Below are 13,964 nucleotides of genomic sequence, written 5' to 3'. Positions count from 1 at the left end.
ATTATGCCATTCATTCCTTTCCTAGCAAGGGCTCCCCCTCGCCCGGTGCGTACGGCTCAGGCGACGAAGGGGTCCTGACCGCTCTCGGCGACCATCGGGCGTCCCGCGCCGTCCCAGGACCGCATGCCGCCGCCGACGTTGATCGCGTCCCAGCCGACGTGGTTGAGCCAGGCGGCGGCGTTCGCGGAACGGCCGCCGACCCGACAGACCACGTAGACGGGTGTGTCCTTGGGCACCTCGTCGACCCGCGCCTGCAGCTCGCCCAGGGGGATGTGGACGGCACCGGGCGCGTGCCCGGCACGCCACTCGTCGTTCTCGCGTACGTCGAGCAGGAACGCGTCTTCCGGCACGGCCTGCACCTCAACTTCAGGAACACTCATGCGCTCATTGTTCCAACGTCCCCCACCGGATGGGGCACGAAGCCGCTCGGATGCCCTCATCCGGACCTTCAATTTCCCCTGATAGCAGGCTAATTGGGGACATCCAGCCTGCCGAATTGTCCGTTCACCGGCGGGGCGGGGAAGCCGTTCACCGAGGGCGGCCGGGAGCGCCCAACGGAGAACCGATAATCCGGCAGATCGGCGGAGGGCGGAAGGACCCGGCCGCGGAGGCGTTCACCCACGTCCCGCTGTCGGGGCACGTCCCAGAAGTCAGGGCACGTCCCAGAAGGCGAGTTCGTGAGCCATCCCCTCGGCGAACAGCCTCCCCGCCCTGCCGGGGTCCGGCGCCACCTCGTCGATCATCACCGCGATGCGCTCGGTCAGCTCGGCGAAGGCGGGGTGCGCGTAGGTGTCCACCCAGGCGCGGTAGCGGGGCTCCTCGGGCGGGTTCTCCGCCAGGACGCGGCCGAGCGTGGAGTAGCCCCACATGCAGGGGTAGAGCGCGGCCAGACCGTCGGCGTAGACGGCCGCGGAGTCGAGCAGGAAGGAGGTGTACGCCGCGCAGGCCGGCCCCTTCCTCGCGCCGCCGAGGTCGGCGTCGAACTCGGCCGACAGCGACCGGTGCAGGCTCAGCTCCTCGTGGAAGGTGGCGTGCGCCAGGTCCACCAGGTCGCCCAGATGCCCGTCCGGAGCCTGCCAGGCGAGTCGCGAGAAGACACGGACGTAGTCGAGCAGGAACAGGTAGTCCTGCTCCAGCCACGACCGGAACACCCGCTCCGGCAGGTCTCCCCGTGCGATGCCCACCACCGTCGGGTGGGCGAGCTGCGCCTCGACGAGCGGGCGGCCGATCGCGTGCAGTTCCTCAGAAACCCTCATGGGTCGGAGATTGTGTCAGGTCAGGGCGGCGGCGCCGAAGGAGACGCTGAAGCGCTTGCACCAGATGGTGACGGACTTCAGGCTGTCGAGGTCGGCTCCGGCGGGAATGGCGTAGTTGGCGTTGCCCCTGTTTCCCTTCAGGTCGCCGAGTTCGAGGTGCTTGCCGTCGTCCAGGTTGAACCATCCCGCGGTGCCCTCCTTGACGGGCTGGTCACTGAGCCAGACCCGCAGGTCAGGCCCGTCGGAGGTGTTCAGGTCCTCGATCCGCAGGACCCGGCTCCCGTCGGGCAGCTCCAGCACCCTCGCCCTGCCCTCGGTCTTGTGCTCGTGGGAGATGAACGTGCCCTTGGACAGGGTCTTCGGCTCCCGAGCGGGCGCAGGGGATTCGGAGGGCGCGGAGGACTCCGAGGACTCCGAGGACTCCGAGGACGCGGAAGGCTCGCCCTGCGGGGCGGCCTCGGCTCCGGGTGGCGCGGTCGCCACGGGCAGCGCCTCGTTCACCTCGACGACGGTGAACAGGCGCCACGGCTGGAACAGGTACAGCGCGACACCGAGCGCGACGGCGCCCAACGCCAGGACGCCCCAGGTGACGGGGTGTCGGAGCAACCTCTTGACTCTCATGGGATACCTCCGGCGTCGGGTCCCGTGGCTTCCGGCCACGAGGAGAAAGCCGAGATGTCCCTCCGGCCTCGACGCCGACGCTATCCGCGGCGCCGCCCTCGATCGATTACGGACTGCTTACGACCGCGAAGTCCTCGCCCCGCTCCCGCGTGACACGACGGCGCCGACCGCCTCGACCCCGCCGCCCCTCGACGCCCCGCCCCGCTCCCGCGTGACACGACGGGACTCCCCGGTCTCCGAAGGACGCGGCCCGGTCGCCTCCGTTCGACCTCCGACGCCGTTGTCCGGCACGGGACGAGCGGGTCGCGAAGATCTAAAACGGGCTGGGCCGAGGTCCTCGGAAGGCCGGGGAGTCGGAAGGCCGGGGAGTCGGAAGGCCGGGGAGTCGGAAGGCCGGGGAGTCGGAAGGCCGGGGAGTCGGAAGGCCGGGGAGAAGGTCACTTGCCGAGGGCGTCCTTGGGGACGGGCTTGTCCTGGGCGAGGGCCTCGAACATACGCAGGGCCTTCTCCCGGTCCCACTTGACGACGGACTGGCCGTCGATGGTGGGCAGGGAGCCGATGGGCACGACCGTGGTGATCGGGTCGCCGCCCATGGCGAGGCCGAGGGAGAGCAGGTCGAACGCGCCGGTCTCCTCGCCGACGGTCACCGAGTCGGCCGCGCTCAGCGCGAGCGGGACGGAGGTGAAGGGGTTGATCAGGACGCCGGGGCTCGCCGCCTTCTTCACCACCGCGGAGAAGAACTGGCGCTGGCGCTGGGTCCTGTCAAGGTCGGGGATCGCGCCGGTGGCGCGGGTGCGGACGTAGCCGAGGGCCGTCCCGCCGTCCATGGTCTGCAGGCCCTTCTTCAGGTTGATCCCCGCCTTGGGATCCTTGATCGCCTGCTTGACGTTGATCTCGACCCCGCCGATGGCGTCCACGATCCCCACGAAGCCGCCGAAGCCGATCTCCATGTAGTGGTCGATGCGCAGCCCGGTGACCTGCTCCACGGTCTTGGGAAGCAACTGCTGACCGCCCTTGAAGGCATAGGCGGCGTTGAGCTTGTTGCTGCCGTGGCCGTCGATCGGCACGTACGAGTCACGCGGGAGGCTGACCAGGGTCGGGCGGTCGTCGCCCTCGGGGATGTGCAGCAGCATCATCGTGTCGGTCCTGCGGCCCACCGCCTTGCCCGTGGCGAGCTTCTTGCGCTGGGCCGCGGTCAGGCCCTCACGGCTGTCGGAGCCGACCAGCAGCCAGTTGGTGCCGGGGGTGTCGGCGGGACGGCCCTCGTAGTCGGTGAGCGCCTCGACCCGGGTCAGCCGCGAGTTGACCGTGAAATACCCGACGACGACCAGGATGAGCAGCACGACGACCAGTCCGGCGAGGATCCGCACGGCGAGCCTGCCGGGGCGCTTCGGCCGCCAGGCGGGCATGCGCGACGCGAACCCGCCGCCCTGGCCGCCGGAGCCTCCGCCCGAGCCCCCCGGCTGGGCCGAGGGGGCGTTCAGCGGCCTGACCGGGCCGGAACCCGATCTGGCCTTGCCGTACACCCGCCCGCCTCCCCGGGAGGGCGGCACCTCGCGCGCGGACGTCTCCTGTCGGACGGGCGTATCCCGTGAGGAGGCCGACGCCCCCCTGACGGGCGCCCCCGGGCCGCCAGGCGAGGGGTAGGCGGGCTGCCCGGCCGCTCTCGACGGCACGGGCCCCGGCGTGGGCGATCGCAACGCGCGGGTGCGATCGTCGTCTTCGGGCCTGTCAGCCACGTCTTGTCCCGCCACTTCTCGATCTCATGGTGAAAACGTCATTATCGACGCTACGTCGTGGCTCAGGAACCTGCCGCGAGGCGGCCAAGGTTTCCCTATGTAAAAGTACTCAGACAGGTGGTTAGCGACCAACAATGCGATCGTCGGCCGATCCGGAAACATTGACCCCCACCCGGATCGTTACGGTAGAGGACTACCTCTGCTCGAAAGGATGATCGTGTCCACTCCGGACCCGTGGAGTATCTGCCCGTGCGAACGCACGGGCACCACTGAACCAACCGGGAGAGTCGCCCGGTGAACACGGCTTTGGGCCTTCTGGCCATCCTCCTCCTGACCTTCGCCACCGGTTACTTCGTCGCACAGGAGTTCGCCTTCGTCGCGGCGGACCGGGGTGTGCTGCGCGAGCAGGCCGACTCCGGCGACGCGGCCGCGGCACGGGCGCTGGAGGTGACGAAACGGCTGTCGTTCATGCTGTCGGGCGCGCAGCTCGGCATCACCGTGACCGCCCTGCTCGTCGGCTTCCTCTCCGAACCTGCCATCGCCACGGTCGTCCGTCCCTGGCTGGAGAACGCGGGAGTGCCGTCGGGGGCCGTGCCCGGCATCGCCGTGGCGCTCGCCGTCACGATCGCCACGGTGATCCAGATGGTCTTCGGCGAGCTGGCCCCCAAGAACCTGGGCATCGCCCGTCCCGAGCCCGTGGCGAAGTTCCTCGCCCGCTCGACGTTGATCTACCTGCGGATCGCCGGACCGGTCGTCCGGCTGTTCGACTCCGCCGCCACCGGCCTGCTGCGCCGGGTCGGCGTGGAGCCGGTGGAGGAGATCGAGCACGGCGCGAGCCCCGAGGAGCTGTCGCGGATCATCTCCGAGTCCGCCACGGCGGGTGACCTGCCGCCGAGGCTGTCGGAGCTGCTGGAGCGGGCTTTGGAGTTCGGTGACCGTACCGCGGAGGACGTGATGGTGCCGCGCCCCCGCCTGGTGCTGCTCAGGGACGACCGGCCGATCTCCGACCTGGTCGACGCGGTCCGCAGGCACGGTCACTCCCGCTACCCGGTGCTCTGCGACCAGAACGGCGACGACGTGGTCGGCGTCACCGGCGTACGCGAGCTGCTCAAGTCGGGGCTGACCGACGGCAGGCTGGAGAAGATCACCCGTCCCGCGCTCCTGGTGCCCACCTCGTCACCGCTGCCTCTCGTCCTGGAGCGCATGCGCACCGCCCGCGACGACCTGGCGTGCGTCATCGACGAGTACGGCGGCCTGGCCGGCGTGGTCACCATCGAGGACCTCGCCGAGGAGCTCTTCGGCGAGCTCATCGACGAGAACGACCCGGAGCCCGCGGGGGTCGTCGTGGGCGAGGAGGGCACCTGGGACCTCCCGGGCACGCTCCGGCTGGACGAGATCGAGCGTGCCATCGGGCTGCAGCTCCCCGAGAGCGACGACTACGACACCGTCGCGGGCCTGGTGCTCGCCACCCTCGGCCGGATGACCGAGCCCGGTGACGAGGCGACCGTCACGCTGACGCCGCGGCACGATCCGCTGGAGAGCGACGACGTCGACGAGGAGGAGGCGGTGCTCACGGTGCTCTCCGTGCACCGCAGGGTCCCCGAGTGGGTTCGGCTGTCGCTCAACGCGCCACGGGAGACCGATGGCGACCAGGACACGGAGACGAGACCCGGGAAGACCGGGGACGAGGAAGAGCCGGAGATGAACGCGCCGCGGATGATCCAGCGTGGCCCCGAGCCGCCCATGATCGAGCGGAGCGGGGTGAGGCGGCGATGAGCACCGTCTCCGCCCTCCTGCTCGGCGTGGCCCTGCTGATCGGCAACGCCTTCTTCGTCGCCGCCGAGTTCGCGGTGATCTCGGCCCGCAGGCACCGCCTGGAGGAGATGGCGGGCAAGGGTGGCCGGTTCACCCGGCTCGCCGCCCGCGCCGCCGTGCGCGGCAGCAGGGAGCTCTCCCTGATGCTGGCCGGAGCCCAGCTGGGCATCACGCTGTGCTCGCTCGGCCTCGGCATGGTGACGGAGCCGGCCATCGAGCACCTGCTGGAGCCGGTCTTCGGCGCGGTCGGCCTGCCCGAATCGCTGCGGGTCGCGGTCTCGCTCGTGATCGCGCTGGCGTTCGTCACCTTCCTGCACATGGTGATCGGCGAGATGGCCCCCAAGTCGTGGGCGCTCACCCACCCGGAGACCGCGGCGATGGGGCTGGCCATGCCGTTCCGCGGCTTCACCTGGCTCATGAGGCCGGTGCTCGCCACGCTCAACGGCCTGACGAACGGGATCCTGAGGCTGTTCGGAGTGGATCCCAAGGACGAGCTGGCCACCACCAGGACCCCGGTCCAGCTGGCGATGCTGGTCGGCGAGTCGGGCCGGATGGGCCTGCTCGACCGCGACGAGCACGACCTGCTCACCCGGGCCCTGCGGGTTCACCAGCAGCCGGTGGAGCGGCTGATGCTGCCGCTGGAGAAGACCACCTCGGTGCCCGACGACGCGACGAGCGAGCAGATGCGCCAGGTCGCCGCACGCGACGGACACCTGCGCATGCTGGTCACCTCCGGCAGGCCGGGCGACGTCCTGGGCGTGGTGCACGTCAGGGACATCCTCGTCCGGCCGGAGGCGAGCCCCGCCGAGCTCGCCCGCCCGGTGCCCCGCCTGGACAAGGCCACCACGATCCCCGACGCGGTCTCCACACTCCAGGACGCCCACGCACACCTGGGCCTGGTCACCGAGAACGGCGGCGAGGTGGTCGGCATGGTGAGCCTCACGGACCTGCTCGGCGAGGTCCTGGACGTGCGGGTGCTCGCGACCCGCTAGCGGGCCCTCCTGACTCGCGACCCGCCGACCGGCGGGAGCCGTCGGGAGCCGGCAGAACCGGTCTCGGGATCGGCGGGAGACGGCGCGGGCCGGGGAAAGATTCTTTCCCCGGCCCGTGTTCTCTGTCAGCGTAATCCGGACACCGGCGAACCCCTGCAAGTCATCCGAAAGTGATCAGCAAGCACGGCAGGGTAGAAGGGTGAGGCATGCCGTAGTGGGCCAAAAACCACAAGACCCATGCGTAACCCCTGAGACTTCTCTATAACGGAGCGAGCGACTATCTTGATCGATGATCCACTCGGTCCGGCACGAGACCTTACGGACGGCTCAGATGAATACGCGGTTTCCCGGAAAACGACAAGACCCCGGTCGCGATGCTCGCATGACCGGGGTAGTGATCTTGTGGGCGAGGAGGGATTTGAACCCTCACGTCCTTTCGGACACACGGACCTGAACCGTGCGCGTCTGCCGTTCCGCCACCCGCCCTTGTTGGGTGCGGTCGAAACATTAGCACGAATCAGCCGGTACCCATGAACCCGGATACGATCCTCCTAGATGCGGAAGCGGAGCAGCTGGGTGCGAGAGAGCGAGGAACGAGCCAACGAGCCCCCAAGCGGCCGCGACCAGATAGACGGAGGAGGGGAGGTACCCGATGGGAGTCCTTCAGCGTTTCGAGCGGAGGCTCGAAGGCTTGGTCGAGGGAGCCTTTGCGCGGGCGTTCAAATCTGACCTTCAGCCGGTAGAGGTCGCCAGTGCGGTCCAACGGGAAATGGACGAGCGGGCGGCGATCGTCGCCCAGGGCCGCACTCTCGTGCCCAACGACTTCGTGGTCGAACTGTCCACGACCGACAGCGAGCGGTTGGAGGTTTACTCCGACAGCATCAGCCACGAGCTGGCCAACCTCGCCAGGGAGTACGCCAAGGAACAGGGCTACTCCTTCGTGGGACCGGTCAGGGTCCGCTTCGAGACGGCCGACGACCTCGCGGTCGGCCTGTTCCGCATCCGTTCGGGCGTGATCCGCGGGGCGACGGTCGAGCAGGACGAGATCCGAACCCCGGTGAGCGACGTGCCCCCCGCACGGTCGCACGCCTTCGGGGGCCGCCCCCGCCTGCTGGTCTCCACCCAGGACGACCCGCAGGGCCAGCGGTCCTTCGACCTGACAACACCGGTGACCCTGCTCGGCAGGGGCACCGACTGCGATCTACGGCTGGTCGACCCGGGTGTGTCCCGGCACCACGCCGAGCTGCGAGTGGAGGGCCCCCTGGTCGCGCTCGTCGACCTCGGCTCCACGAACGGCACCTTCGTCAACGGCCAGCCGGTTCGCCGGGTCGAGCTCCAGAACGGCACTCGTGTGACGCTGGGGCGAACGACTCTGGTTTTCCGGCGCGATTAAAGGTAAACAGACGGTCCATGTCCGAGCTCACGCTGCTGCTGATCCGGCTCGCCTTCCTCGCGGTGCTGTGGTTCTTCGTGATTGCCGCGGTCGGTGTGATCCGGACAGACTTGTTCGGATCACGCACGGCCGCCGCCGTCCCCGCGCGCAAGGCCCCCAAGCCTGTGAAGCCCGCGGCCAAATCCAGGAAGGGGGAGCCACGGGAGATGATCGTTACCGGTGGCCCCCTCCAAGGCACCACCATTACCCTCTCGGAGACGCCCATCACCATCGGCCGGGCGAACGACGCGACGCTGGTAGTCAGCGACGACTACGCCTCCAGCCGGCACGCCCGGCTCTTTCCCCAGGACGGTCAGTGGATCGTGGAAGATCTCGGCTCGACCAACGGCACGTATCTCGACCGCTCCAAAGTCACCCGTCCGACTCCGGTGCCGCTCGGTGTTCCGATCCGCATCGGTAAGACCGTCATCGAATTGCGCAAATGACCATCGCACTCCGTTACGCCGCCCGCTCCGACGTCGGCCTCCTCCGCGAAGGCAACGAGGACTCCGCCTACGCCAGCGGCCGCCTGCTCGCCGTCGCGGACGGCATGGGCGGCCACGCACACGGCGAGGTGGCCAGCTCGGTCGCCATCGCCGCGATGTCCTCGCTCGACGTGGACGCCCAAGGGGGTGACCTGCTCAGCGCCATCGAGGCCGCGGTACGCGACGCCAACCGCAAGCTGCACGAGATGGTGGGGCGCGATCCCAGCCTCAAGGGCATGGGCACCACCCTCACCGCCATGCTCTGGTCGGGGACGAGGGTCGCCCTGGTCCACGTCGGCGACTCACGCGCCTACCTGCTGCGCGCCGGGGAGCTCTACCAGATCACGCACGACCACACCCTCGTGCAGTCACTGGTGGACGACGGCCGCATCACCCAGGACGAGGCCGCCACCCATCCACAGCGGTCGATCCTGCTGCGGGCGCTCGACGGCAGCGGTGAGGTCGACCCCGACCTGTCCCTGCGCGAAGCCCAGGTCGGCGACCGCTACCTGCTCTGCTCCGACGGCCTGTCCGGGGTGGTGAGCGCCGAGACACTGCACCACACGCTCTCCACGATCGAAGACCCGGAGGGGGTGGTCCGCACCCTCATCGACCTGGCCAACCGTGGCGGCGGCCCCGACAACATCACCTGCGTCCTCGCCGACGTGCTGGAAGTGGACGAGAGCCACGTGCCGCGCACCGACGCGGCCGTGGTCGGCGCCGCGGGTTCCAGCATGCCGCGGTCGGAGCTGCCGGACACCCCCGCGGGTCGCGCCAGCGCGGTCACCATGCCGCAGCCCGTCATCTCCGACGACGACGACATCGACGAGCCGATCATCAGGGCCGCGGCCCGACCCGCCAAACGCCGCCGACTGTGGCCGCTCCTGGCCGTGGTGGGTGGCGTCGTCGTCGTCGGAGGCGGCCTGGGCTGGTATTTCGGCGGCCAGTGGCTGGAAGACCAGTACTTCGTGGGCGCCAAGGGCAACGAGATCGTGGTCTTCCAGGGCGTGAAGACCAACCTCGGCCCCTTCGAGCTCTTCGACGTGGCCCAGAGCACCGCGGAATCGATCACCTCCCTCGGAGCGTTCCAGCAGGGTCAGGTCCGCGACGGCATCCCCGTTCCCACCGTCGAAGCGGGCCTGAAGAAGATCGAAGAGCTGAAGTCGTCCGCGGCCAAAGCCGATCGGAAGGAAGAGCCGACCGCGACCCCGAGCGCCTCCGCGTCCTCCGCGCCCGCCAGGGCCCCCGAACCCACAAGGTCACAGTAGACACATGAGCACCCCTAGCGCCGAGCCGGTCCCGCTTCCCGCCAAACGGCGGGTGGCCCAGTTGGCGATGCTCGCATTCGCGGTCGCCATCGTGATGCTGGCGTACGCCAACGTGGGGTTGGCCCTCGACAACCAGATCCCATCGGGAATGCTCACCTACGGCCTCGGCCTGGGTGGTCTCATGCTCGCCGCCTACCTGGTCCTGGCGAAGTTCGCCCCCTGGGCCGATCCGCTGATCCTGCCGCTGGTGACGCTGGTCAACGGTATCGGGCTGGTGGTCATCTACCGCCTTGAGGCCTCCGGCATGGGCGGCGCCTCGGCCACCACTCAGCTGCTGTGGACCGCCGTCGGGGTCGTCATGTTCTCCGTGACGCTGATCGTGCTGCGCGACCACCGCGCGCTGCAGCGTCTGACCTACACCATGGGCGCCGTCGGCCTGGTCCTGCTGATCGCTCCGCTGCTGCCTCTCATCGGCCATTCGGAGAACGGCGCGACCATCTGGATCAAGATCGCCGGCTTCACCCTCCAGCCCGCGGAGTTCACCAAGCTCGCCCTGGTCATCTTCTTCGCCGGCTATCTGGTCGCCAAGCGCGACGTGCTCGCCCTGGCCGGGCGGCGGCTGCTCTTCATCGACCTGCCCAGGGCCCGCGACCTGGGACCTGTCCTCATCACCTGGGGTCTCAGCCTGGGCGTGCTGATCCTGCAGAAGGACCTCGGCTCCTCGCTGCTGATCTTCGGCACGTTCATCGCGATGCTCTACATCGCCACCCAGCGCACCTCGTGGGTGCTCATCGGCATCCTGCTCTTCGTCGGCGGCGCGGTCCTGGCGGGGCTCATCTTCGACCACGTCGCGGCCCGCTTCGAGGTCTTCCTCGACCCGGAGAACCCGGCGCTGTACGACCGCGAGCTCGGCGGCAGCTTCCAGCTCATGCAGGGACTGTTCGCCATGGGGCAGGGCGGCGTTCTCGGCACCGGGCTCGGCCAGGGACATCCCAACCTGATCCCGCTCGCCTTCTCCGACTTCATCTTCACCGCCGCCGGCGAGGAGCTCGGCCTCACCGGGCTGATGGCCCTGCTGATGGTCTACGCCCTGCTGGTCGAGCGCGGTCTGCGCACCTCGATCGCGGCCCGTGAGCCGTTCTCCAAGCTGCTGGCCGGCGGCCTGTCGTTCATCCTCGCCTGGCAGGTCTTCATCATCGTGGGCGGCGTGACCAACCTGATCCCGCTGACCGGACTGGTCACCCCGTTCATGTCCCAGGGCGGATCGGCGCTGCTGGCTAACTGGATTCTTATCGCGCTGCTGGTACGCATGTCGGATACGGCGAGGAAGCCTCCGCCCCAGGCCATCCAGGACGAAGGAATGACGCAGGTGTTCCAGCGATGAACGGTCCCCTCAAGCGCGCCGCCTTTGCCTGCCTGCTCATGTTCGGCCTGCTCATGATCAACGTGAACTACCTGCAGGCCGTACGGGCGGAGGATTTGCGCGACGACTCGCGCAACACGCGCAACTTCTTCGCACGGTACGAGGTCGAGCGTGGTCGCATCACCGCGGGTGACAAGATCCTCGCCGAGTCGATCGACACCGGCGACTCCGAGTTCCGCTTCCAGCGGCGCTATCCCGAGGGCAAGGTCTACGCGCCCATCACCGGCTTCTTCGCGCCGGAGAGCGAGCGCGACATGGAGCGGGCGGAGAACAGCCTGCTCGACGGGAGCAGCGCCGACCTGCTGATCCGGCGCAGCATCGACCTGTTCACCGCCAAGCAGACCAAGGGCGCCAACGTCGATCTGACGATCAACCCCAGGGCGCAGGAGGCCGCGTACAAGGCGCTGGGCGAGAGCGGCAAGAAGGGCGCGGTGGTCGCGATCGAGCCGAAGACCGGGGCAATCCTCGCCATGGTCTCGATCCCCACCTACGACCCCAACCCCCTGTCCAAGCCCAGCAAGGCCGAGGTCAACAAGGCCTACAACAAGCTGAGCGACGACGACGACCAGCCGCTGCTCAACCGGGCCATCGAGCGCACCTACCCGCCCGGCTCGACCTTCAAGGTGGTCACCACCGCCGCATACCTGGAGAGCGACGACACCGTGGGCCCGGAGACCCAGGTCGACGCCCCGCAGCGGCTCGACCTGCCGGGCACCACCGCCGACCTGCCCAACTACGGCGGTGCGGCGTGCGGAGCCGGGCGGGTGACGCTCTCGTTCGCGCTGGAGAAGTCCTGCAACACCCCGTTCGGCAAGATCGCGATGGACCTCGGCTACGACGCGCTGCGCGAGCAGGCGCTCAAGTTCGGCATCGGCGGCGACCCGATCGAGATCCCGCTGCCGGTCGCGGGCAGCGGAATCGGCCCCGAGGAGGACCAGGCGGCCCTCGCCCAGGCCTCGATCGGCCAGCGCAGCAACCAGATGACCCCGCTGCAGATGGCCATGGTCGCCGCCGGCATCGCCAACAACGGCGTGGTCATGAAGCCGTACCTGGTGGACAAGATCGCGGACGCCGAGGGCGGCGAGATCGAGAGCGCCGACCCCGACGAGCTGGACACCGCGATGAGCGAGGACAGCGCGCGCAAGCTCCAGGAGATGATGGTCAATGTCGTCAACAAGGGCACGGCGAGCGCGGCGCAGATCCCGGGGGTGACGGTCGGCGGCAAGACCGGCACCGCCGAGACCGCGAGGGGCCGTGACCCGCACGCGTGGTTCATCTCCTTCGCCCCCGCCGAGGACCCCAAGGTCGCCGTCGCGCTGATCGTCGAGTCCGGGAGCGCCGGCAGCGACGCCTCCGGTGGTCAGACCGCCGCCCCGATCGCCAAGAGCGTGATGGAAGCGGTGCTGGGTAGATGACCGCGTTGCTCGGGGGCCGATACCGCCCGCTGGGGCGGATCGCGTCGGGCGGCATGGGTGAGGTGTGGCGGGCCGAGGACGAGCTCCTCGGCCGTGAGGTCGCCGTGAAGCTGCTGCGTCCTCATGTGGCGGAGGATCCGGCCTTCCGCCTGCGGTTCCGCTCCGAGGCGCGCATCGCGGCCGGGCTGTCCGATCCCGGCATCGCGCAGGTCTTCGACTACGGCGAGGGTGAGGGCGTCGCCTACCTGGTGATGGAGCTGGTGCCGGGGCAGTCCCTCGCCGGCATCCTGGCACGCGACGGCGCGCTGAGCCCGGAGATCACCCTCGACGTGGTCCGCCAGACCGCGATGGGCCTGCACGCCGCGCACCGCGCGGGGATCATCCACAGGGACATCAAGCCCGGGAACCTTCTGGTGACCGAGGCGGGCGTGATAAAGATCACAGACTTCGGCATCGCGCGAGCGCTGGAGGCCGTGCCGGTCACCCAGACCGGCATCCTGATGGGCACCGCGCAGTACGTCAGCCCCGAGCAGGCGTCGGGCGAGCCGCTCACGGCCGCCACCGACATCTACTCGCTCGGGGTGGTCGCCTACGAGTGCCTGGCCGGTCGGCCGCCGTTCCGCGCCGACACGCAGGTGGCGATCGCCCTCATGCACATCGGCGAGCCACCGCCGCCACTGCCGTCGAGCGTCCCTCCCGCGGTTCGCGAGCTGGTCATGGCGTGCCTGGCCAAGGACCCGCTGCGGCGGCCTGCCGGTGCCAGGGAGCTGTCGGAGCGGGCGGACATGCTGCTCGACGCGCTGACCTCCACCGGTTCCACCGGTCTCGGCATGCTCACCGACCCGGTGGGCTGGCGCGCGGAGCCCGCGAGCGAGTGGCCTCAGGAGGTCACCTCCGCCCTCGCCGTCCCTCCCCGGCCCGAGTCCGGCCCCGGTTCGGGTGCGGGAGCAGGTGTCGGTGCGGGAGCGGGTGCGGGTTTCGGCGCGGGCGTGGGTTCCGGGGCCGGTCAGGGCGGGGGTTCCGGTCCCGGGCCCGGTCACGGCGCCGGCACGAACGGGGCGGGCGCGAACGGGGCGGGCACCGCTCCGGTGCGCGGGCGCCGCGGCCTGCGCAGGAAGACGGTGATCGTCGCAGCGGTCGCGGGGTGCGCCGCCGCGGTCGGGCTGGGCGCCCTCGCGGTCCACGAGCTGACGAACCAGCCCGGTGACAACGAGCCGGGAGAGCCGGTCGTACGGTCGAGCCCTGCCACCAGGTCTCCGACGGCCAGACCGACGGAAACCAGGTCTCCGACGAGCAGACCGCCGCTCTCACCGACGAACTCGGCCCGCCCTTCGGTCACGCCGTCGGCTACGGTAAGCACATCGGCCACGCCCACCGTAAGGCCGAGTACGTCGCCACCGCCCAGCCCCAGCCCGACGCCCAGCCCGACACCCAGCCCGACGGTGACACCGAGCCCCACACCGAGCCCGACTCCTGAACCCGGTGACACAGAGCCACCGAACGAGGAGACGTGATGCG

At 69.7% G+C, this 13,964-nt stretch carries 12 protein-coding genes and 1 tRNA gene; 8 read left to right on the top strand and 5 right to left on the bottom strand.

Annotated features, from left to right (window positions below; translation table 11 throughout):
- Positions 1–56: 56 nt before the first annotated feature.
- The 4 genes from AB0B96_RS24520 to AB0B96_RS24505 form a co-directional block, all read right to left on the bottom strand.
- Positions 57–380: a rhodanese-like domain-containing protein gene (locus AB0B96_RS24520; protein ID WP_350942023.1), complete on the bottom strand. Its 324-nt coding sequence runs from the start codon at positions 378–380 to the stop codon at positions 57–59.
- A gap of 270 nt (positions 381–650) precedes the next feature.
- Positions 651–1,256 (bottom strand): transcriptional regulator, encoded by a 606-nt coding sequence (locus AB0B96_RS24515; protein ID WP_362902108.1) that lies wholly within the window; start codon positions 1,254–1,256, stop codon positions 651–653.
- A gap of 15 nt (positions 1,257–1,271) precedes the next feature.
- Positions 1,272–1,877, bottom strand: a complete 606-nt coding sequence (locus AB0B96_RS24510) for a DM13 domain-containing protein (protein WP_362902106.1) — start codon at positions 1,875–1,877, stop codon at positions 1,272–1,274.
- 437 nt (positions 1,878–2,314) lie between these two features.
- On the bottom strand, positions 2,315–3,403 hold the full coding sequence (locus AB0B96_RS24505) for an LCP family protein (RefSeq protein ID WP_362902104.1): 1,089 nt from the start codon (positions 3,401–3,403) through the stop codon (positions 2,315–2,317).
- 507 nt (positions 3,404–3,910) lie between these two features.
- Here AB0B96_RS24505 and AB0B96_RS24500 point away from each other — a divergent pair.
- Together AB0B96_RS24500 and AB0B96_RS24495 are read left to right on the top strand one after the other, a co-directional pair.
- Positions 3,911–5,392 (top strand): hemolysin family protein, encoded by a 1,482-nt coding sequence (locus AB0B96_RS24500; protein ID WP_362902102.1) that lies wholly within the window; start codon positions 3,911–3,913, stop codon positions 5,390–5,392.
- Entirely contained in the window at positions 5,389–6,423 is a 1,035-nt protein-coding gene (locus AB0B96_RS24495) for a hemolysin family protein (RefSeq protein WP_350942017.1), read from the top strand. Before AB0B96_RS24500 ends, AB0B96_RS24495 begins: the two co-directional genes overlap by 4 nt.
- Positions 6,424–6,826: 403 nt before the next feature.
- Here the strand turns inward: AB0B96_RS24495 and AB0B96_RS24490 are convergent.
- Positions 6,827–6,909, bottom strand: a tRNA-Leu gene (locus AB0B96_RS24490).
- Between the two features lie 166 nt (positions 6,910–7,075).
- On the opposite strand from AB0B96_RS24490, the gene AB0B96_RS24485 reads away from it, so the two are divergent.
- The 6 genes from AB0B96_RS24485 to AB0B96_RS24460 are packed head-to-tail and all read left to right on the top strand — an operon-like array spanning position 7,076 to position 13,960.
- The gene (locus AB0B96_RS24485) at positions 7,076–7,816 is read left to right on the top strand and encodes a DUF3662 and FHA domain-containing protein (RefSeq protein ID WP_350942016.1); all 741 of its coding nucleotides are present in this window, start codon (positions 7,076–7,078) and stop codon (positions 7,814–7,816) included.
- A gap of 17 nt (positions 7,817–7,833) precedes the next feature.
- Positions 7,834–8,301 (top strand): FHA domain-containing protein, encoded by a 468-nt coding sequence (locus AB0B96_RS24480; RefSeq protein WP_350942014.1) that lies wholly within the window; start codon positions 7,834–7,836, stop codon positions 8,299–8,301.
- Positions 8,298–9,608, top strand: coding sequence for a PP2C family serine/threonine-protein phosphatase (locus AB0B96_RS24475; RefSeq protein ID WP_350942013.1), 1,311 nt, complete (start codon positions 8,298–8,300; stop codon positions 9,606–9,608). The genes AB0B96_RS24480 and AB0B96_RS24475 overlap by 4 nt, the downstream gene beginning before the upstream one ends.
- Before the next feature lie 4 nt (positions 9,609–9,612).
- Positions 9,613–10,992, top strand: a complete 1,380-nt coding sequence (locus AB0B96_RS24470) for an FtsW/RodA/SpoVE family cell cycle protein (protein WP_362902101.1) — start codon at positions 9,613–9,615, stop codon at positions 10,990–10,992.
- Complete coding sequence (locus AB0B96_RS24465) at positions 10,989–12,446, top strand: penicillin-binding protein 2 (RefSeq protein ID WP_362902099.1); 1,458 nt, start codon at positions 10,989–10,991, stop codon at positions 12,444–12,446. The genes AB0B96_RS24470 and AB0B96_RS24465 overlap by 4 nt, the downstream gene beginning before the upstream one ends.
- Positions 12,443–13,960, top strand: a complete 1,518-nt coding sequence (locus tag AB0B96_RS24460; RefSeq protein ID WP_362902097.1) for a protein kinase — start codon at positions 12,443–12,445, stop codon at positions 13,958–13,960. Before AB0B96_RS24465 ends, AB0B96_RS24460 begins: the two co-directional genes overlap by 4 nt.
- The last annotated feature ends 4 nt before the right edge of the window (positions 13,961–13,964 follow it).

It is taken from the genome of Streptosporangium sp. NPDC049046 (genome assembly GCF_040649155.1).
Classification (GTDB): Bacteria; Actinomycetota; Actinomycetes; order Streptosporangiales; family Streptosporangiaceae; genus Streptosporangium.
Note: the sequence above shows the minus strand (reverse complement) of the source record. Positions and strands in the feature narration are given on the sequence as shown.